The sequence below is a fragment of the Streptomyces sp. BPTC-684 genome (assembly GCF_030028635.1).
GTDB lineage: Bacteria > Actinomycetota > Actinomycetes > Streptomycetales > Streptomycetaceae > Streptomyces > Streptomyces noboritoensis.
The window spans coordinates 1,207,714-1,227,328 of record NZ_CP124863.1 but is presented as its reverse complement, the minus strand read 5'-3'; the positions used below and the strand labels follow the sequence as shown (position 1 = coordinate 1,227,328).

19 protein-coding genes are annotated in these 19,615 nt (G+C 71.0%); 10 read left to right on the top strand and 9 right to left on the bottom strand.

The window, feature by feature from the left end:
- Positions 1 to 7 precede the first annotated feature (7 nt).
- From ilvN to QIY60_RS05420, 4 genes are all read left to right on the top strand, one after another.
- On the top strand, positions 8 to 535 hold the full coding sequence (ilvN, locus tag QIY60_RS05435; protein ID WP_067164603.1) for an acetolactate synthase small subunit: 528 nt from the start codon (positions 8 to 10) through the stop codon (positions 533 to 535).
- 101 nt (positions 536 to 636) lie between these two features.
- Positions 637 to 1,638 carry a ketol-acid reductoisomerase gene (ilvC, locus tag QIY60_RS05430; protein WP_283141395.1) on the top strand — a complete coding sequence of 334 codons (1,002 nt, stop codon included), beginning with the start codon at positions 637 to 639 and terminating at the stop codon, positions 1,636 to 1,638.
- 238 nt (positions 1,639 to 1,876) lie between these two features.
- Positions 1,877 to 3,469 carry a phosphoglycerate dehydrogenase gene (gene serA, locus QIY60_RS05425; RefSeq protein WP_283141394.1) on the top strand — a complete coding sequence of 531 codons (1,593 nt, stop codon included), beginning with the start codon at positions 1,877 to 1,879 and terminating at the stop codon, positions 3,467 to 3,469.
- 186 nt (positions 3,470 to 3,655) lie between these two features.
- A complete protein-coding gene (locus QIY60_RS05420; RefSeq protein WP_283141393.1) occupies positions 3,656 to 4,252 on the top strand; it encodes a TetR/AcrR family transcriptional regulator in 597 nt (198 codons plus the stop codon).
- Here the strand turns inward: QIY60_RS05420 and QIY60_RS05415 are convergent.
- Positions 4,241 to 5,410: a helix-turn-helix domain-containing protein gene (locus QIY60_RS05415; RefSeq protein ID WP_283145825.1), complete on the bottom strand. Its 1,170-nt coding sequence runs from the start codon at positions 5,408 to 5,410 to the stop codon at positions 4,241 to 4,243. The two genes, QIY60_RS05420 and QIY60_RS05415, sit on opposite strands and share 12 nt — an antisense overlap.
- A 184-nt stretch (positions 5,411 to 5,594) precedes the next feature.
- Here QIY60_RS05415 and QIY60_RS05410 point away from each other — a divergent pair, with 184 nt between their 5' ends.
- Positions 5,595 to 6,521: a proline dehydrogenase family protein gene (locus QIY60_RS05410; RefSeq protein ID WP_283141392.1), complete on the top strand. Its 927-nt coding sequence runs from the start codon at positions 5,595 to 5,597 to the stop codon at positions 6,519 to 6,521.
- A gap of 34 nt (positions 6,522 to 6,555) precedes the next feature.
- The gene (gene pruA / locus QIY60_RS05405; protein WP_283141391.1) at positions 6,556 to 8,187 is read left to right on the top strand and encodes an L-glutamate gamma-semialdehyde dehydrogenase; all 1,632 of its coding nucleotides are present in this window, start codon (positions 6,556 to 6,558) and stop codon (positions 8,185 to 8,187) included.
- 75 nt (positions 8,188 to 8,262) lie between these two features.
- Here pruA and QIY60_RS05400 read toward each other — a convergent pair whose 3' ends face one another.
- Together QIY60_RS05400 and QIY60_RS05395 are read right to left on the bottom strand one after the other, a co-directional pair.
- A complete protein-coding gene (locus tag QIY60_RS05400; protein WP_283141390.1) occupies positions 8,263 to 9,129 on the bottom strand; it encodes an alpha/beta hydrolase in 867 nt (288 codons plus the stop codon).
- 114 nt (positions 9,130 to 9,243) lie between these two features.
- Positions 9,244 to 9,948, bottom strand: a complete 705-nt coding sequence (locus QIY60_RS05395; RefSeq protein ID WP_283141389.1) for a nitroreductase family protein — start codon at positions 9,946 to 9,948, stop codon at positions 9,244 to 9,246.
- Between the two features lie 66 nt (positions 9,949 to 10,014).
- Here QIY60_RS05395 and QIY60_RS05390 point away from each other — a divergent pair, with 66 nt between their 5' ends.
- Positions 10,015 to 10,557, top strand: coding sequence for a GNAT family N-acetyltransferase (locus QIY60_RS05390; protein WP_283141388.1), 543 nt, complete (start codon positions 10,015 to 10,017; stop codon positions 10,555 to 10,557).
- 21 nt (positions 10,558 to 10,578) lie between these two features.
- On the opposite strand, the gene QIY60_RS05385 is transcribed toward QIY60_RS05390, so the two are convergent.
- Complete coding sequence (locus QIY60_RS05385) at positions 10,579 to 11,427, bottom strand: NAD(P)-dependent oxidoreductase (RefSeq protein ID WP_283141387.1); 849 nt, start codon at positions 11,425 to 11,427, stop codon at positions 10,579 to 10,581.
- Positions 11,428 to 11,550: 123 nt separating this feature from the next.
- Here QIY60_RS05385 and QIY60_RS05380 point away from each other — a divergent pair, with 123 nt between their 5' ends.
- Positions 11,551 to 12,384, top strand: coding sequence for a helix-turn-helix transcriptional regulator (locus QIY60_RS05380; protein ID WP_283141386.1), 834 nt, complete (start codon positions 11,551 to 11,553; stop codon positions 12,382 to 12,384).
- 75 nt (positions 12,385 to 12,459) lie between these two features.
- Here QIY60_RS05380 and QIY60_RS05375 read toward each other — a convergent pair whose 3' ends face one another.
- The 4 genes from QIY60_RS05375 to QIY60_RS05360 form a co-directional block, all read right to left on the bottom strand.
- Positions 12,460 to 12,744 (bottom strand): hypothetical protein, encoded by a 285-nt coding sequence (locus tag QIY60_RS05375; RefSeq protein ID WP_283141385.1) that lies wholly within the window; start codon positions 12,742 to 12,744, stop codon positions 12,460 to 12,462.
- A 291-nt stretch (positions 12,745 to 13,035) separates the two neighbouring features.
- Positions 13,036 to 13,785: a hypothetical protein gene (locus QIY60_RS05370; protein ID WP_283141384.1), complete on the bottom strand. Its 750-nt coding sequence runs from the start codon at positions 13,783 to 13,785 to the stop codon at positions 13,036 to 13,038.
- Positions 13,782 to 14,132 carry a PadR family transcriptional regulator gene (locus QIY60_RS05365; RefSeq protein WP_283141383.1) on the bottom strand — a complete coding sequence of 117 codons (351 nt, stop codon included), beginning with the start codon at positions 14,130 to 14,132 and terminating at the stop codon, positions 13,782 to 13,784. The genes QIY60_RS05370 and QIY60_RS05365 overlap by 4 nt, the downstream gene beginning before the upstream one ends.
- Positions 14,133 to 14,219: 87 nt before the next feature.
- Complete coding sequence (locus QIY60_RS05360; RefSeq protein WP_283141382.1) at positions 14,220 to 15,221, bottom strand: NADP-dependent oxidoreductase; 1,002 nt, start codon at positions 15,219 to 15,221, stop codon at positions 14,220 to 14,222.
- Between the two features lie 101 nt (positions 15,222 to 15,322).
- Here QIY60_RS05360 and QIY60_RS05355 point away from each other — a divergent pair, with 101 nt between their 5' ends.
- Positions 15,323 to 16,252 (top strand): LysR family transcriptional regulator, encoded by a 930-nt coding sequence (locus tag QIY60_RS05355; RefSeq protein ID WP_283141381.1) that lies wholly within the window; start codon positions 15,323 to 15,325, stop codon positions 16,250 to 16,252.
- 481 nt (positions 16,253 to 16,733) lie between these two features.
- On the opposite strand, the gene QIY60_RS05350 is transcribed toward QIY60_RS05355, so the two are convergent.
- Positions 16,734 to 18,314, bottom strand: coding sequence for a metallophosphoesterase family protein (locus QIY60_RS05350; RefSeq protein WP_283141380.1), 1,581 nt, complete (start codon positions 18,312 to 18,314; stop codon positions 16,734 to 16,736).
- 242 nt (positions 18,315 to 18,556) lie between these two features.
- Between QIY60_RS05350 and QIY60_RS05345 the strand changes: the two genes are divergently transcribed.
- The gene (locus QIY60_RS05345; protein WP_283141379.1) at positions 18,557 to 19,597 is read left to right on the top strand and encodes a 3-isopropylmalate dehydrogenase; all 1,041 of its coding nucleotides are present in this window, start codon (positions 18,557 to 18,559) and stop codon (positions 19,595 to 19,597) included.
- Positions 19,598 to 19,615 lie beyond the last annotated feature (18 nt).

The window sequence follows — 19,615 nt, the reverse complement described above, 5'->3', positions numbered from 1 at the left end:
CGTCACCATGTCGACCAAGCACACGCTCTCCGTCCTGGTGGAGAACACCCCCGGCATCCTCGCCCGGATCGCCGCGCTGTTCTCCCGCCGCGGCTTCAACATCGACTCGCTCGCCGTCGGTGTCACCGAACACCCCGACATCTCCCGCATCACCATCGTGGTCAATGTCGAGGACCTGCCCCTGGAGCAGGTGACGAAACAGCTCAACAAGCTGGTCAACGTCCTGAAGATCGTCGAACTCGAGCCCAGCGCTGCGATCCAGCGCGAGCTCGTCCTGGTGAAGGTGCGTGCCGACAACGAAACGCGCTCCCAGATCGTCGAGATCGTCCAGCTGTTCCGCGCCAAGACCGTCGACGTCTCGCCCGAGGCCGTGACCATCGAGGCCACCGGCGGCGCCGACAAGCTGGAGGCGATGCTCAAGATGCTGGAGCAGTTCGGCATCAAGGAGCTCGTCCAGTCCGGGACGATCGCCATAGGGCGCGGCTCGCGGTCCATCACCGACCGCAGCCTGCGGGCCCTGGACCGCACGGCCTGAACCCGCCCCCTCGCGGTGTTCGTATCGCGAGACTTAAAACTTCCCGACGCATCCCCGCCGTACGGTGGGACGCAACACCAGCACACCAAGGAGATATCCCAGTGGCCGAGCTGTTCTACGACGACGACGCCGACCTGTCCATCATCCAGGGCCGCAAGGTCGCGGTGATCGGTTACGGCAGCCAGGGCCACGCCCACGCGCTGTCGCTCCGTGACTCGGGTGTCGACGTCCGCGTCGGTCTGCACGAGGGCTCCAAGTCCAAGGCCAAGGCCGAGGAGCAGGGCCTGCGCGTGGTCACGCCCGCCGAGGCCGCCGCCGAGGCCGACGTCGTCATGATCCTGGTCCCGGACCCGATCCAGGCCCAGGTCTACGAGGAGTCCATCAAGGACAACCTGAAGGACGGCGACGCGCTGTTCTTCGGCCACGGCCTCAACATCCGCTTCGGCTTCATCAAGGCCCCCGAGGGCGTCGACGTCTGCATGGTCGCCCCCAAGGGCCCGGGCCACCTGGTCCGCCGTCAGTACGAGGAGGGCCGCGGCGTCCCGTGCATCGCGGCCGTCGAGCAGGACGCGACCGGCAACGGCTTCGCGCTCGCGCTCTCGTACGCCAAGGGCATCGGCGGCACCCGGGCGGGCGTCATCAAGACGACCTTCACCGAGGAGACCGAGACCGACCTGTTCGGCGAGCAGGCCGTGCTCTGCGGTGGCACGTCCGCGCTGGTCAAGGCGGGCTTCGAGACCCTCGTCGAGGCGGGCTACCAGCCGGAGATCGCCTACTTCGAGTGCCTCCACGAGCTGAAGCTCATCGTCGACCTGATGTACGAGGGCGGCCTGGAGAAGATGCGCTGGTCGGTCTCCGAGACCGCCGAGTGGGGCGACTACGTCACCGGCCCCCGCATCATCACCGCCGACACCAAGGCCGAGATGAAGAAGGTCCTCACGGAGATCCAGGACGGCACGTTCGCCAAGAACTGGATGGACGAGTACCACGGCGGTCTGAAGAAGTACAACGAGTACAAGACCCAGGACGAGAACCACCTCCTGGAGACCACCGGCAAGGAGCTGCGCAAGCTCATGAGCTGGGTGGACAACGAGGAGGCGTAAGCCTCGACGCCGACGGGGCCGGACATCGCGTCCGGCCCCGTCGCTGCCATGGACAACCAGTCCAACCCCATCGGGTGATCCTTCCTCCACGGCGGAAATCCCCGACTTGAGCACCACTACACTGCTGCTCAATACATCGCGTCAGGCCCACAGCGTCGTGCGTCTTCCACGCGGCTAGCACCCTCCACCGCCTGCGGCCGTCGGGACGGCCGTCCGCATTGGACTTGTGAGGACTCACGTGAGCTCGAAACCTGTCGTACTCATCGCTGAAGAGCTGTCGCCCGCCACCGTCGACGCCCTCGGTCCGGACTTCGAGATCCGGCACTGCAACGGAGCCGACCGCGCCGAACTGCTGCCCGCCGTCGCCGACGTGGACGCGATCCTGATCCGCTCCGCGACCAAGGTCGACGCCGAGGCCATCGCCGCCGCGAAGAAGCTGAAGGTCGTCGCCCGCGCGGGCGTCGGCCTCGACAACGTGGACGTCTCCGCCGCCACCAAGGCCGGCGTGATGGTCGTCAACGCCCCGACCTCCAACATCGTCACCGCCGCCGAGCTGGCCTGCGGTCTGCTGGTCGCCACCGCGCGCAACATCCCGCAGGCCAACACCGCGCTCAAGAACGGCGAGTGGAAGCGGAACAAGTACACCGGCGTAGAGCTGAGCGAGAAGACCCTCGGCGTCGTCGGCCTCGGCCGCATCGGCGTCCTGGTCGCCCAGCGCATGTCGGCCTTCGGCATGAAGATCGTCGCGTACGACCCCTATGTGCAGCCCGCGCGCGCCGCGCAGATGGGCGTCAAGCTCCTCACCCTCGACGAGCTGCTCCAGGTCGCGGACTTCATCACCGTGCACCTGCCCAAGACCCCCGAGACCCTCGGCCTCATCGGCGACGAGGCGCTCCACAAGGTCCAGCCGCACGTCCGGATCGTGAACGCGGCGCGCGGCGGCATCGTCGACGAGGCCGCGCTGTACTCGGCGCTCAAGGAGGGCCGCGTCGCGGGCGCGGGCCTGGACGTGTACGCGAAGGAGCCCTGCACGGACTCCCCGCTGTTCGAGCTCGACCAGGTCGTCTGCACCCCGCACCTGGGCGCCTCCACCGACGAGGCCCAGGAGAAGGCGGGCATCGCGGTCGCCCGCTCGGTGCGCCTCGCCCTCGCCGGTGAGCTGGTGCCGGACGCGGTCAACGTCCAGGGCGGCGTGATCGCCGAGGACGTCAAGCCGGGTCTGCCGCTCGCCGAGCGCCTGGGCCGGATCTTCACCGCGCTCGCGGGCGAGGTGGCGGTCCGCCTCGACGTCGAGGTGTACGGCGAGATCACCCAGCACGACGTGAAGGTGCTCGAACTCAGCGCGCTCAAGGGCGTGTTCGAGGACGTGGTTGACGAGACCGTCTCGTACGTCAACGCGCCGCTCTTCGCGCAGGAGCGCGGTGTCGAGGTCCGGCTCACCACCAGCTCGGAGTCGCCGGACCACCGCAACGTGGTCACCGTGCGGGGCACGCTCTCGGGCGGCGAGGAGGTGGCGGTCTCCGGCACGCTGGCGGGCCCCAAGCACCTCCAGAAGATCGTGGCGATCGGTGACTACGACGTGGACCTGGCGCTCGCGGACCACATGGTCGTGCTGCGCTACGAGGACCGCCCGGGCGTCGTCGGCACGGTCGGCCAGATCCTCGGCGAGGCCGGGCTGAACATCGCGGGCATGCAGGTCGCTCGCGCGTCGGAGGGCGGGGAGGCCCTGGCCGTCCTGACGGTCGACGATTCGGTCCCGCAGCCGGTCCTCACCGAGCTGGCCGAGGCGATCGGCGCGGCGTCGGCGCGTTCGGTGAACCTGGTGGACTAGCTGTTCGTCTGCGGACCGTGCTGGGTTGCTCGCGCAGTTCCCCGCGCCCCTAGGTAGTTAGGGGCGCGGGGAACTGCGCGACCAGCCACCCACGGTCCGCAGTCGAAAGACCACGCTTGGTGCACGACGCCCATCCCGCCATACGCGCGTATTACACGAACGTATAAAACCCGGTAGGCTCCCCGCATGGGACACCGTGAGGATCTGCTAGAGGGCGCCAAGCGCTGCCTGCTGGAGAAGGGCTTCGCGCGGACGACCGCGCGGGACATCGTCAAGGAGTCGGGGACGAATCTGGCGTCCATCGGCTACCACTACGGCTCCAAGGACGCGCTGCTCGCAGAGGCGTACATCGCCCTGGTCGAGGGCGTCTCGGTGGCCTTCGACGCCCCGGAGCAGGTGGCGGCCACCGCACCCGGCTCCCTGGAGCGCTTCCAGGAGGTCTGGTCGAACATCATCGCCACCATGGAGCAGCCCGGCTCGATGTGGCACCTCAGCATGGAGATCGTCGTCATGGGCGACCAGCTGCCGGGTGTGCGCGACCATCTGGCGCAGGCCCAGCGCGAGGGCGCGCGCGGCATCATCCCCATGTTCATGGGGGGCGAGGAGCCCGAGGTCGGCGACGACCAGGTCGACACGCTCGGCAAGCTCTACATGACGCTGATGATGGGGCTCATCGCCCAGTGGACCTTCGACCCCGGGACGGCGTCGAGCGCGGCCGAGCTGACCGAGGGGCTGCGGCGGCTCATCGCGGAGGCCGGACCGCAGAAGCCCTCACAGGCGTGACGCCTTCAGAGCCATGTGCAGCAGCAGCCGGTCCTCGCCCTCGTCGAGGTCGAGGCCGGTGAGCTGCTCGACCCGGGAGAGCCGGTAGTAGAGGGTCTGGCGGTGGATGCCGAGCGCCGCCGCCGTACGGCCCGCCTGGCCCGCGCAGTCGAGGAACACCTCGGCGGTGCGGGCCAGTTCGGTGTGGGCCGGGGTGAGCAGGGCGCGGACCGCCACGTCGTGGGGCGCGGTGTCGGGGAGCGCGGTCAGCAGCCGGTACGGGCCGATCGCCGCCCACTGCGCGACCGGGCCGAGCCCGGGTTCGGCCAGCGCCGCCCGGGCCGCCGAGGCCGCCTCGTGCCAGGAGGCGGGCAGCTCGCCCAGGCCCCGGCGGGGCAGCGCCACCCCGGCGGCGGCGCCCGGCCCCGCCGTGGCGCGCAGCCGCTCGGCGGCGGTCAGCGCGGGCGCGAGCGCGTCGGGCGAGCGGAGCCGGACGAGCGCGCCGAGCACCTGGGCGGGCGGGGCCGGTGAGGGCTCGCCCTCCTCGCCGTGCGCCCCCCACGGCACCGCGCACAGCGCCGCCGTCCCGGGGACGGTCCGCACCGACGGCGTCTCCTGGGGCCAGGGGCTGACGCAGACCACCGCGTGCAGGCCGTCCGCGTCCGGGCCGAGCGCCGCGCGCAGGGCCGCCGTCGCCATGTCGCGCTGCCAGCCCCGCCCGGCGGTCAGGGCCGCCCGGAGCTCGCGCGAGAGGTCGGCACCCGCCTGGGCCTCGTTGGCGAGCAGGCCGCCGATCCGGGAGGCCACCTCCATCGCGGCGGCGAGGCGGTCCTCGGCCGGGCCCGGGTCGGCGTCCAGGAGCCATACGTAACCGAGCACCACGCCGCGGTGGCGGACCGGCAGGCAGACGCGGTCGCGGAAGACGCCCGCCTCCGGGGCGGCCGGGATGCGGACCGGGCCGGTCGCCCGGGTGATGCCGAACCCCTCGAACCAGGCGCGGACCGCCGGGGTGGAGCGGCGGGTCAGGATCGAGCGGGTGCGCACCGGGTCCATGGCCGAGTCGTCCTCGGAGTCGTGCGCGCCGAAGGCGATCAGCCCGAAGTCCCGGTCCTCCAGGGTCGCGGGGGCGCCGAGCAGCGCCGAGATCTCATCGACCAGGTCCTGGTAGTCGCCCTTCACAGCAGACATTCTCGCGCACATCGGCGCCGCCTTCAGACATCTGTCTGAGATGCGGGGCACGGATGCGTGACAGGTGTCGATGGCAGAGGATCGGAAGGATCCTTAGGTTTCACGGTGGTTCTCCGTGCCGTTCCCGGATCGTCGGGTTTCGGCCCCCTGCTACCCCTTTCCATGGAGGTGCCCCGTGCTGGGTCCCGTGATCCTCGCCGCGTCGCGCAGCGACAAGATGCGCCGTTTCATCTCGGCCGCGCCCGGCACCAAGCAGGTCGTCGACCGGTTCATCGCCGGTGAGACGGTCGAGCAGGTCGTGCCGATCGTCAAGGACGCCGCGGGCAAGGGCCTGGAAGTCACCCTGGACGTGGTGGGCGAGGACATCACCACCGTGGAGCAGTCGTACGCCGCGCGCGACGCCTACCTCCAGCTGATCGAGCGCCTCAAGGACCTGGACCTGGGTACCCGCGCCGAGATGTCCGTGAAGCTCTCCATGTTCGGCCAGGCGCTGGAGGGCGGCCACGAGCTCGCTCTCGCCAACGTCCGCCCGGTCGTCGAGGCCGCCGCCGCCATCGGCACCACGGTCACCCTGGACGCCGAGGACCACACCACCCTCGACTCGATGTTCGCCATCCACGAGGAGCTGCGGAAGGACTTCCCGCAGACCGGCTGCGTCATCCAGGCGTACCTCTTCCGCACCGAGGACGACGCCCGCCGCCTGTCGGCCGCCGGCAGCCGCGTCCGGATCGTGAAGGGCGCCTACAAGGAGCCCGCCTCCGTCGCGTACCAGGACAAGGGCGAGATCGACAAGGCGTACGTCCGCATCCTGAAGATCCTCATGGACGGCGAGGGCTACCCGATGATCGGGTCGCACGACCCGCGCCTGATCAGCATCACCCAGGAGCTCGCGCGGCGCGCCGGGCGCAAGCTGGACGAGTACGAGTTCCAGATGCTGTACGGCATCCGCAGCGACGAGCACGTGCGCCTCGCGGCCGAGGGCCACCGGATGCGCGTCTACACGGCGTACGGCACCGACTGGTACGGCTACTTCATGCGCCGCCTGGCGGAGAAGCCCGCCAACCTGCTCTTCTTCGCCCGCTCCATCCTCACCAAGGGCTGAGCCCACCACCCCTCACCAAGGAGTTCAGAGACTCATGGACGCTGTAACCCAGGTCCCCGCTCCCGTCAACGAGCCGGTGCACGGCTACGCCCCGGGTTCCCCCGAGCGTGCGCGCCTCGAAGCCAAGCTCAAGGAGCTGGCCCAGAACCCGATCGAGCTGCCGATGACCATCGGCGGCGAGAAGCGGATGGGCGGCGGCGAGCGCTTCGACGTCGTGCAGCCGCACAACCACCAGGCCGTCATCGGCACCTACGCCAACGCCACCACCCAGGACGCGCAGGACGCGGTCGACGCCGCGCTCGCCGCCGCCCCGGCGTGGCGCGCGATGTCCTTCGACGACCGCGCCGCGATCATCCTGCGCGCCGCCGAGCTGCTCGCGGGCCCCTGGCGCGAGACGCTGGCCGCGTCCACGATGCTCGGCCAGTCGAAGACCGCCCAGCAGGCCGAGATCGACACCCCGTGCGAGCTCGTCGACTTCTGGCGCTTCAACGTGCACTACGCCCGCCAGCTGCTCGCCGAGCAGCCCCCGGCGAACTCCCCGGGCGTGTGGAACCGCATGGACCACCGTCCGCTGGAAGGTTTCGTCTACGCGATCACGCCGTTCAACTTCACGGCCATCGCGGGCAACCTGCCGACCGCCCCGGCCCTGATGGGCAACGTGGTCGTGTGGAAGCCGTCGCCGACCCAGACCCACGCCGCCGTGCTGCTGATGCAGCTCCTGGAGGAGGCCGGTCTGCCCAAGGGCGTCATCAACCTGGTCACCGGTGACGGCCTGGCCGTCTCCGAGATCGCGCTGAACCACCGCGACCTGGCGGGCATCCACTTCACCGGTTCCACCAAGACCTTCCAGCACCTGTGGAAGACGGTCGGCACCAACATCGAGAAGTACCGCACCTACCCGCGCCTGGTCGGCGAGACCGGCGGCAAGGACTTCGTCGTCGCGCACCCCAGCGCCGACCGCGCCGTCCTGAAGACCGCCCTGACCCGCGGCTCCTTCGAGTTCCAGGGCCAGAAGTGCTCGGCGTCCTCGCGTGCGTACGTCCCGGCCTCGATCTGGAACGACGGCTTCAAGGAGGAGTTCGCGGCCGAGGTCGACGGCATCACCATGGGTGACGTCACCGACCTGTCGAACTTCATCGGCGCCGTCATCGACGAGCGCTCGTTCGCCAAGAACAAGGCCGCGATCGACCGCGCCAAGGCCGACGCCTCCTGCACGATCGTGGCCGGCGGCACCTACGACGACTCGGTCGGCTACTTCGTCCGCCCGACCGTCATCGAGTGCACCGACCCCGAGAACGAGGTCTTCACGACCGAGTACTTCGGCCCGATCCTGGCGATCCACGTGTACGAGGACGACAAGTACGACGAGATGCTGACCCAGATGGAGTCGGTCTCGGACTACGCCCTCACCGGCTCGGTCATCTCCGGCGACCGCGCGGCGGCCGCGTACACGATGGACAAGCTCCGCTACGCGGCGGGCAACTTCTACATCAACGACAAGTCGACCGGCGCCGTCGTCGGCCAGCAGCCCTTCGGCGGCGGCCGCGCCTCGGGCACCAACGACAAGGCGGGCGCCCCGCAGAACCTGATGCGCTGGACGCTGACCCGCGCCATCAAGGAGACCCTGGTCCCGCCGACCGACTACACGTACCCGCACATGGGCTGACGCCTGGTCACCTCTGAACCCCGCCCCCGTCCTTGGTCCCCCAACCGAGGACGGGGGCGGTTTCCATGTGCCGGTTCACAGGTTCCGTACGAGGAAGTCGTCGATCAGCGAGGCGATCTGGGCCGCGTGGGTCTCCAGGGCGAAGTGGCCGGTGGGCAGGAGGTGGACCTCCGCCTCGGGCAGGTCGCGCTGGAAGGCGAGCGCCCCGGCCGGGACGAAGATCTCGTCGTGGGCGCCCCAGGTCGCCAGGAGCGGCACCCCGCTGGTGCGGAAGTACTCCTGGAAGGCCGGGTAGAGCTCGAAGTTGGAGCCGTAGTCGGCCATCAGGTCCAGCTGGATGGCGTCCTGGCCGTCGCGGGCCATCAGGGCGGCGTCGTAGTGGTACGCGTCCGGGCTGACCAGGGACGGGTCCGGGAGGCCGTGCAGGTACTGCCACTTGATGCCCTCCAGGGAGCGGATCTCCCGCACCGGCGCCTCCGTCTCGGGCGTGCGGTCGGCGATCAGGGCGAGCGGCGCCTCCCACGCCTCGCCCAGGCCCTCGGTGTACGCGTTGCCGTTCTGCGTGACGATCGCCGTGATCCGCTCGGGGTGCGCGAGGGCGAGCCGCAGCCCGATGGGGGCGCCGTAGTCCTGGATGTAGAGCGCGAACCGGGTGAGGCCGAGCTGTTCGGTGAACTCCTGCGTCAGGGCGGCCAGGTTGGCGAAGGTGTACGCGTACTCCTCGGCCGACGGCGCCGAGGAGTAGCCGAAGCCGAGGTGGTCCGGGGCGATCACGCGGTAGCGCGCGGCCAGCCGGGGGATCAGGTCGCGGAACATGTGCGAGCTGGTGGGGAAGCCGTGCAGGAGCAGCAGGGCGGGGGCGTCGGGCGAGCCCGCCTCCCGGTAGAAGATCTCCTGGCCGCCGACGACCGCCGTCCGGTAGTGGATCCGCTCCGCGCTCATATCTAACCCCTCAAGACTGCTTGACCGGTTGCCGTGGTGTGCGAGTAGCCAACCACGGAACGGTGTAACCGGTCAAGAGTCTTAGAGGGGTTAGAAATCTGGTCCGGGTTCCGATCAGAGCTCCACCAGCACCTGCTCCAGCGACTTCCGTACGAGATCGGGGACCTCGCAGCCCTCGGCCGGATAGCCGACCGGGATCACCGCGAACGCCTTCTCGTTGACCGGGCGGCCGAGCACCTCGCGCAGGAACCGCATCGGGCTCGGCGTGTGGACCAGCGCGGCCAGACCGCTCTGGTGGAGGGCGCTCAGGAGCATCCCGACCGCGATCCCCACCGACTCGTCCACGTAGTAGTGCTTGTGCTTGGTGCCGTCCTCGGCCAGCCAGTACCGCTGCTCGAAGACCACGATCAGGGCCGGGGCGTCGGTCAGATGGCTCTTCACGGCGTCCGTGCCCAGCGGGCGCAGCGCCGCCAGCCACTCCTCGCCGAGCCGGCCGTCGTAGGAGACGCGCTCCTCGTGCTCGGCCGCCTCCCGGATCCGCCGCCGTACCTCCGGATCGCGGACGAGCACGAAGGTCCAGGGCTGCTGGTGCGCGCCCGAGGGGGCGGTCGCCGCGCAGGCGACCGCGTCCCGGACCACCTGCTCCGGGACCGGGTCGGGGGAGAACTGCCGTACCGTACGGCGCTGCCCCATCGTGTCGCGCAGCGCCGCGGCCCGCGCCAGGGACTCGGCGGCGGGCATCCGGGCGGGGCGGTAGGGGACCGGGCGGTAGGGCTCGCCGTGGGTCGGGGTCCACTGCTGCTCTGTCGTCGGTGACATGAAAGCGAGTCTGGAGCAGCCGCGCCCGGCGCGGAAGGACGCGAAGCGGCCTGCCACAGTGTGCGCATGACTGAGTCTCAGCACACCGCGCACACCTCGCAGCTCGGCCCGGACGGCCTGCCGAGAATCCGCGAACTGCTCGACACCGCCTTCGGCGGGGACTTCAGCGACGAGGACTGGGACCACGGGCTCGGCGGGGTCCACTCGTTCCTGGACGACGAGAAGGGGCTCGCCGCGCACGGCAGCGTGATCATGCGCCGGGTGCTGCACGGCGGCCGGTCCCACCGCGTCGGCTACGTCGAGGCCGTCGCCGTGCGCGAGGACCGGCGCCGACAGGGGCTCGGCGGGCGGGTGATGGCCGCCCTGGAGCACGTGATCGACGAGGCGTACGAGTTCGGCGCGCTCTCCGCCTCCGACGAGGGCGCCGCGCTCTACCGGGCGCGCGGCTGGCAGGTCTGGCCCGGGCGGATCGAGGTGCTGAGCCCGGACGGGGTGGTGCGCCTCGCCGAGGAGGAGGGCACCACCTACGTCCGCCCGGCCGCGGGCGGGCGGCTGCCCGACCCCGGGCAGCCGCTGGTCTTCGACTGGCGCGACGGCGACGTACTGTAACGCCGTTATAGGACTGCGGACCTACAGGACGCCCGCGTCCCGCGCCGTCCACACCGACGGGTACAGCGGGCGGAAGCCCAGCTCGTCCCGGATCCGCAGGGTCGACACGATCGTGTAGAACGGGTCCGGGTCGGTGCGCTGCGCCAGCTCCGGCGGCACCTCCACGCCGTTGAGCTGGTGCAGCTCGACCGCCGTCACCGGGCAGTCGTCCGCGATGTTGTACTTGCGGCCCGCCACGCCCGGCGCGTACAGCAGCCGCATCAGGCCCTGCGCCACGTCCGCGTGGTGCACCATCGGCAGCCGCTGGTACCCGGCCCACTGCCCCGCCCAGTGCACCGAGTAGGCCAGGTGCGGGTCGCCCTCGCCGTAGACGAAGGCGAGCGCGCCCACGCGCACGTCCAGACCGTGCTCGCGGTGCAGGGCGAACAGGCCCTCCTCGGCGGCCGCCTTGGACTCCGCGTACGTCCCCCACAGCGGGCCGCCGGGCAGCGGCGCGTCGTCCTCGGTCAGCGGACGCCCGCGCCCCAGGCCGTACGCCAGGTTCGACGACACCTGGACGAACCGGCTCACCCCGGCCTCCAGCGCCGCCCGGCCCAGCGAGAGCGCCGCGTCGCGGTTGACCGCGCGGTTCTCCTCGTCCGGCACGTTCCGGTACGCCACCGCGAGGTTCACCACCGCGTCCACCCCGGCCAGCGCCTTCGCCACGGACTCCTCGTTCCGCACGTCGCCGACCGCCACCTCATGGGCGCCGAGGGCGGCACCGCGCGCCTCGTCGCGCACCAGGACCCGCACCACGTCGGCCCGCTGGACCAGCCTCGGCACGAACCGCCGGCCGACCTCGCCCGTCGCCCCCGTCACCAGAATCCGCATTGCCCGCTCCTCTCGGTTGCCTGGCCCCAGCGTGGCGCCAGGTGGCCGGCGGCGGGAGGGACGTCCGTATCCAGGGAGCGGGACTCCCTGGATACCTGCCGTGGCCACCGGCATGCTGAGGGCGTGGACAGAGAAGAACTCGCGGACTTCCTGCGGCACTGCCGGGCCCGTCTCGAACCGTCGGACGTCGGCCTCGCGGCCGGGCCCCGGCGGCGGACGGCCGGGCTGCGCAGGGAAGAGGTCGCCCAGCTCACCGGGATGTCGGCGGACTACTACACCCGGCTGGAGCAGGCCCGCGGCTCGCGCCCGTCCCGGCAGATGCTGACCGCGCTGGCGCGGGCGCTGCGGCTCAGCCGGGACGGGCGCGATCACCTCTTCCACCTCGCCGGGGAGGAGCCCCCGCGCGAGCGGCACGGCTCGGTCCATGTGCGCCCCGGTCTGATGCTGATCCTCGACCGGCTGCACGACGCGCCCGCGCAGGTGATGAGCGACTGGGGCGAGGTGCTCGCCCAGAACGCGATGGCGGCCGCCCTGGTCGGCGAGTCCGAGCCCGGCCGGAACATCATCCGCGGCTACTTCACCGATCCCGCGCTGCGCGGCCTCTTCCCGCCCGAGGACCAGGCCGAGCACGCGCGCAGCCACGTCGCCCAGCTGCGGGCGGTGCTGGCGGCCCGCCCGGACGACCCGGAACCCGCGGCGCTGGTGGCCGAACTGCGCGCGGTCAGCGAGGAGTTCTCGGCGTTCTGGGATCAGCACGAGGTGGAGACGCGGCACGCCAAGATGAAGCGGTTCGTCCACCCCGTGGTCGGCCTCCTGGAGCTGGACTGCGAGGTGCTGCTGAGCTCCGGCGAGGGCCAGTTCCTGGTGGTGCACTCGGCCCGCCCGGGCACGGAGGCCCACCAGCGTCTGGAACTGCTGCGGGTGGTGGGCCTCCAGGACCTGACGGTCAGCCGCTGACGGATAGCGGCTGTCAGGTATCAGATATCAGCCGCTGACCGACGCCGCGCCGGTCTCGATAAATGAGGTGACCGCTTAGTTGAACATCACGCTGCGCGGAATAGGGTCGCCGAAGGAACGCGACTCTCCGGGTGCCATGCTGGTGATCTGCTCCTCGCAGCCCCGGTCACAGAAGAGGACGGCCGTGCCGTCCGTGCCGTTGAGCACCTTGGTCGCCCCCTGGAGCAGTAGGCGGCACTCTCCATTGGTGGGGTTGTCCATCTCCAGCTCGCCCGACTCCGGCGAGACGTAGGTGAAGGTGCCCGTGGCGGCGTGGGCTGAGGTGGGCACCGCGACCGCGAGCGCGAGGGCTGCGAACACGGCGGAGATGGTGCGGTATCGACGCATGGGAACGGACTCCGTGCTTAGCGGGATGTCAACATCCCGAGCCTTTCCATGCCCTGTCCGCTTAGTAACGGAATCGAGGAAGTAACAATTCCCCGTCACCCATTCGGCCTGCCCCCTGCCGGGAGGTGAACCTCCCATGCGCCGCTCCCCGGGGGCCCCGTGACGGGCATGGCGTAGCCCCGGCAGGCTCGTTGGCCACATCAGGGCTGTTGAGGGCGCGCCGCGAGCCCCTGGCGGCGCGCTGGTCCACGCGTCTTCTACGCGCTACGCGTCCTCGACGCTCCGCGCGACCTCCCGCTTGACGCGCTGCCAGGCCAGGGCCATGGCCACCGGGGCGGCGACCGCCGCGCCGATCAGCGCCGGGTAGGCCACCGGGTCGCCGCCGTAGTGGATCGCGGCGGCGGTCGCCGTGCCCGAGACGACCGCCGCGGCCAGCATCTGCTTGAGCTTTCCCCGGTAGACGTCGCTGAGGAAGAGCTGCTTGGCGGGCGGTGCCACCAGCTCGTCGAGCCCGGCCGCGGGCCCGGCGCTCGCCGCCTTGGGGCGCTTGAAGTACATGAAGAGGATCCAGTGCCCGCACGGCTCCCAGCCGTCCGGAGCCAGCCCGGCCGTCACCGACTCGCGCTCGGCCGCGTTGTTCGCGCTCTCGCGCCGGTACTCCCACCGCATCGCCGCCGCCGGATCGCGGCGGCAGACGAACCGGCCGAGCCGGTCCAGGCCCTCGACCTCCCAGCCCTGGTCGCCGTAGTGGTTGAGGTACTTGCGGTCGGTGTAGATGTCGGCGGTCCACTTCCAGGTCTCCGCCTCGGCGCCGGGCTCCTGGGCCGCCCGGCCGCCGGTGAGCCGCGCCGCGAAGTCCTCCGGCGCGCCGAACTCCTCGTACGGGTCGGTGGACCCGGACTCCGCCAGATAGCCGGTGAGCTCGGCGACGTTCGCCGCCACCTCGCCCGGCGGCATCCCCGAGGCGCGCAGCTTCTCGGCGAGGGCCCGGAAGTAGTCGCTCTGCTCGCTCATGACGGTCGTCCCCCTGGTGTCGCGCTGGTCAGCATGGTCTGTACGGCGGTGTGGAACTCCAGCCAGGACCCGCCCTGTTCGGCGAGCGCCCGGTGCCCCTCATCGGTCAGCCGGTAGTACCGGCGGCCCGGCCCGCGCTCGGCGGCGCGGAACTCCCCGACGGCGAGCCCGGCCTCTTCGAGCCGGTTCAGGACGGGGTAGAGCGTCCCGCCCTTGATCTCCCCGAGCCCGGCCGCGGCCAGGGTCTTGGAGATCTCGTAGCCGTAGCTCTCGCCCCCGGTGAGACAGGTGAGGACGAGGAGGTCGAGGACGCCTTTGAGCCAACTGGATCTGCGGTCTGCGGCCATGCGTGTATTCCAGCACTAGCTAGGTAGGAATGCAAACTAGATGCCGTGCCTCACTAGGTTGCGGTGTCGATAGGAGGGCGGGCGCGGCTACTCGGCCACCCGGATCAGCATCTTCCCCGTGTTGCCGCCCCGCAGCATGCCGATGAACCCCTCCACCGTCCGCTCGATCCCGTCGACCACCGTCTCGTCCGACACCACCCGCCCCGACCGCAGGTGCGGCACCAGGAACTCCTCCAACTCGCCCTGTACGTCACGGTGGTTCCGCACCAGGACGCCCTCCAGGCGCAGGCTCTTCTCCACCACCGAGTAGAGGTTGCGAGGGGCGGCGGGCGGTGCGGCGAGGTCGTTGTACTGGGCCACCGCGCCCACCCAGGCGATCCGCCCGTGGTCGCGCAGCGCCGAGATCGCGCCCTCCAGATGGTCGCCGCCCACGTTGTCGACGTACGCGTCGATGCCGTCCGGGGCCGCCTTCGCCAGCTGCTCGCCCACCGGGGCGTCGTGGTAGTCGAAGGCGGCGTCGTAGCCGACCGCCTCCGTCAGGAAGTCCACCTTCGCGGCCGAGCCCGCGCTGCCCACGATCCGGCCCGCGCCGAGCAGCCGCGCGATCCGGCCCGCCGCCGTGCCGACGCCGCCCGCGGCCGCAGAGACGAACAGGTCCTGGCCGGGCCGCAGTTCCAGGGTGCGGGTGAGCGCCACGTACGCGGTGAGCCCGGTGCCGCCGAGGATGCCCAGATGCGCGGAGAGCGGCACGCCCTCGTACGACTGGATCGTGCGCGTCCCGTCCACGCCCAGGGTGACCAGGGCGTGGGTGCGCCAGCCCTGCCGGTGGAAGACGAGGTCGCCCTCGCGCAGGCCCGGGTCGAGGGAGGCGACGACCCGGCCGAGCGCACGGCCCTCCAGCGGCTCGTTCAGCGGGTCGAGGTCCATCGCCTCGCGGTGGTACGGGTCCACGGAGAGGTAGAGGTTCTGGACGAGGGCGGTGCCGGGGGCGGGTTCGGGGACGGGGCCCCGCACGAAGGCGAAGTCGTCGGGGGAGGGCAGGCCCTGGGGGCGGGCGGTCTGGTGCACGGTGAGCGAGGTCGTCGTCATGGGGGAGACGCTAGGAAGGAATGCGCGGGCCGGGCAGGGGGTTGCGTCGATGGAACCGCCCGATCCATCGATTCTCCTCATACGTCCAGGTGGGAGCCCTGATGCCGAACGACCTCGCCCCGCGTGAACTGCGCGTGCTCGCCGCCGTCGAGCAGGAGCGCAGCTTCTCCGGGGCCGCCGTGGCGCTCGGCATGACCCAGTCGGCGGTGTCGCACTCGGTGCGGTCCAGCGAGGCGAAGATCGGCGCGGTGCTCTTCGAGCGGGGCCGCAGTGGCGCGACTCCGACGCCCGCCGGTGCCCGGGCCGCCGCGTACGCCCGCCGGGTGCTGCGGATGCTCGACGCGCTGGCGGCCGAGGCGCGCGGCGCGGCGCCCGACCCGGCTCAGGACACCGTGGCGGGGCCGCTGCGGATCGCGGCCTTCCGCAGCGCCGCGCTGCATCTGCTGCCGCCCGCCCTGGAACGGCTCGCCGCCCGGCACCCCGGGATCACCCCGCAGGTCCGGCTGGTGCGGGAGCTGGGGGCCGGGACGGCGGGGGAGGTGGCGGCGGGCCGCGCGGACCTGGGCATCGCGACGATCGGGACCAGCTCGCCGGTGCCGCCGGGGCTGGTCGGGGACGTCCTCCTGGAGGAGGGGTACGCGCTGGTCCACCCCTCGGGGCATCCGGCGCCGCGCTCGCTGCCGCTGGTCGACTGGATGGAGAACTGCTCCTCGTACACCCGGGAGTGGTGGGCCGAGCAGGACTGGATCCCGGCGGCCACGGTGCAGGCCGAGGACGACGGAGCGGTGCTCTCGATGGTGAGCAGTGGTTTCGGTATGGCGATCATGCCGGAGCTGTCGCTGACCGGAGCACCGCACACGGTCGAGATCACTGATCTCGGAGCGGAGCGGCCGACGCGGTCCGTGGGCTATGTGACCACGCCGGAGCTGGCCGGGACGGTCGCGGTCCGCGCGCTCATCCGGGAGCTGCGGGCGCTGCGGCGCCGAAGCGGTGGTGAGGCCGCCGTCTCAGATAGTAGGAAGTCCGAGTAATTGTGGAGACAGAAGCGGAGTCCTCCCTTAGCTTTGTAGAAGCCGAACGTCTCGCTAGATCCAGCGAATGGCGGTCGCGAGCGCGGTGCCCCTTGGCAGGCAACCCCTGCGGCAGCGCTCCCCGCCCCTTCCGGCGCCTCGATATCCCCGTGATCTCAAGGAGTCGATCCCTCATGTCCGAGACGACGACCGTCCGCCGTGTCCGTCACGCCTCGCGTAGCGAATCCGACCGCAAGAATGCCGCCGCTGCCCTCCAGCGGGCGCTTGACCGCCGTGACAATGGTGGTGCCACCGGGCATTAGGCGCGGTTTCGGGTGCGGCGCCGTTGTGGCTGGTCGCGCAGTTCCCCGCGCCCCTAAACCCGCCTTCGGGTGCGGGCCGTATTGGGCTGGTCGCGCCCACGCGGCGGAGCCGCACAATGTCACAGCCCCGCGCCCCTTAGGTGATCCGGGGCGCGGGGGTTGCTGCCCGCCGCCAGTTGCTACTTCCCGCGCTTGATCTCGAAGTGGTCGATTCTCGCGCCCGATTCCGCCAGGGCCGTCACCGTCATTCGGGGGTGGTGGCCCGCCTGGACCTCCACCGCCAGGAACGAGTAGCCGGTGAAGCGGACGCGGGACCACTCCACGGTCTCGGTCGCCTTCTGGCGGCCCTTCACCCAGTGGTAGCTCGCGACGGTCTCCTGGTCCTTGACGTGGCCCTCGTAGCTGTCGGGGGCCGGGAAGTCGTAGAGCGAGCGGCCCGCGCCGCCGGCCGTGACGTACACGATGCCGTCCCGCGTCGGGTCGGTGCGCTCGCCGATCGGGACCTTGCGCCCGACCGCGTTCGCCTTGATCGCGTCGGTGCGCTCGTACACGTGGTTGTGGCCGTTGATGACCAGGTCCACCTGGTGCTTCTCGAAGAGCGGCACCCAGGCCTCGCGCACCCCGCCCTCGGAGGCGTGCGCGTTGGTGGTCGAGAAGGCGCAGTGGTGGAAGAAGACCACGATGAAGTCGACGTGCCGGTCGGCGCGCAGCTCGGCCAGGCGCCTGTCGAGCCACTGGGTCTGCTTGCCGCCGCTGATCCCGTAGTTGGCGGGGATCTCGTACGAGACGTCGTTGGCGTCCAGCGCGACCACGCCCACGTTGCCGTGCACGAACGAGTACACGCCGGGCAGGTTCACCGGGTCCGGGCCGTTGTCCGGCAGCGACCAGCGGGCGTTCTGGCCGCCGTAGCCGTCGGGCGAGTACCAGGCCTCCATGTCGTGGTTGCCGGTGGTCACCATCCACGGCACGGTCTTGGCGACCGACTCCGTCTGGGCCAGGAACTGGTCCCAGGTGCGCGCGTCGTAGCTGTCGCCGGAGGTGCCCGAGCCGGACGGGTCGGCGTAGCAGATGTCGCCCGCGTGCAGGTGGAACGCCGGGTTCTGACCGAGGATCAGCTGGTCGTTGCCGAGCGCGTGGTAGCTGACGCCCTGGTCGCCGAAGGCGGTGAAGGTGAACGACCCGGCGCGCTCGGGCGCGGTGGTGAAGGTGCCGAGGGTGCCCAGGTTGCGCGGGTCGGCCGGGTCGAAGCCGTCGTGGCCGACGCCGTAGTAGTACGTGGTGCCGGGCCGCAGCCGCTCCAGGCCCGCGTGCACGTAGTACTGCTCGGCCGCCGCGATCTTCCCGCCGTTCAGGACGGGCGTGGTGAGGTGGCGGACCTCGGCGCCGATCCGGTGGCTGAGCGCCCACGGCTTGAGCCCGATCCGGATGTACGGCCGCCGCACCGCGAAGGGGACCTGCCAGGAGACCGTCATCTGGGTCTTGGCGTCCGCGCCGTACGCGAGGTGCCGCCCGAACGGGGCCACCAGCGAACCGTCCACCTCGGTGCCGGAGCCGCGCGAGGTGAGCACGGTCGGTGCGGCGTGGGCGGGCGACGACGTGGCGAGTCCGGTGCCCACCCCGGCACCGGCGATCGCGGCGGTCGCCACGGAAGTGCGCAGCACACCGCGCCGCGTCAGCCGCGTACGCAGGTACTCGTGCTGCTCGGCCATGCTCATGCGGCCGGCGAGCTTCTCGGGTATACCGAAACGAGGGATGTCCATGGCCGGAAACGTCCTCTCCTCAGACGACGCGAATCTCACCACCGGGTGAACGGGGCGCGTACAGCTCCCCATGCAACTCCCCGGAATCTCCCCGCACATCACCCCTGACAGCCATTCAGCGGCCGCCCGGAGGGACTAGGAGGATGGCCCGCCCCGAACCTGAGCTCGGCCGGGCGAGCGACCGCCTGTCCGCATGATGGACTCGACATGTCAATGCATGGGACGCGGAGTACGGTGCATCCATGTCTCGCAGCATCGATCTCGCAGTGATCCCCGGTGACGGCATCGGCCAGGAAGTGGTGGCCCAGGGCCTCAAGGTCCTCAATGCCGTCCTTCCAGCGGACGTGAAGCTGGAGACCAAGGAGTACGACCTCGGCGCCCGGCGCTGGCACCGCACCGGCGAGACCCTGCCGGACGCGGAGCTCGAAGCGCTGAAGACCCACGACGCGATCCTGCTCGGCGCCATCGGCGACCCGAGCGTCCCGTCCGGCGTCCTGGAGCGCGGTCTGCTGCTGAAGCTGCGCTTCGCCTTCGACCACTTCATCAACCTGCGTCCGTCGAAGCTGTTCCCGAACACCGCGACCCCGCTGGCCGGCCGCCCCGACATCGACTTCGTCGTCGTCCGCGAGGGCACCGAAGGCCCGTACACGGGCAACGGCGGTTCGCTGCGCACCGGCACCCCGGCCGAGGTCGCCACCGAGGTCAGCGTGAACACGGCGTACGGCGTGGAGCGCGTGGTGCGCGACGCGTTCGCCCGCGCCCAGGCACGGCCGCGCAAGAAGCTGACGCTGGTCCACAAGAACAACGTCCTCGTCTTCGCCGGACACATGTGGAAGAACATCTTCGACACGGTGGCCGAGGAGTACCCGGACGTCACCACCGACTATCTGCACGTCGACGCCGCGACGATCTTCTTCGTCACCCAGCCCGAGCGGTTCGACGTGATCGTCACCGACAACCTCTTCGGCGACATCCTCACCGACCTCGCCGCGGCCGTGACCGGCGGCATCGGCCTGGCCGCGTCCGGCAACATCAACCCGACCGGCGCGTTCCCCTCGATGTTCGAGCCGGTCCACGGCTCCGCGCCGGACATCGCGGGCCAGGGCAAGGCCGACCCGACCGCCACGGTCCTCTCCGTCGCCCTGCTCCTGCGCCACCTCGGTTACGAGGCCGAGGCGGCCCGGATCGAGGACGCCGTCCAGGCCGACCTGGCCGCGCGGGACGGCTCCGCCCGTACCACCGACGAGATCGGCGACGCGCTCGCCGTACGCGTATCGGGCTGACCCGAGCGCTCTTCCTCA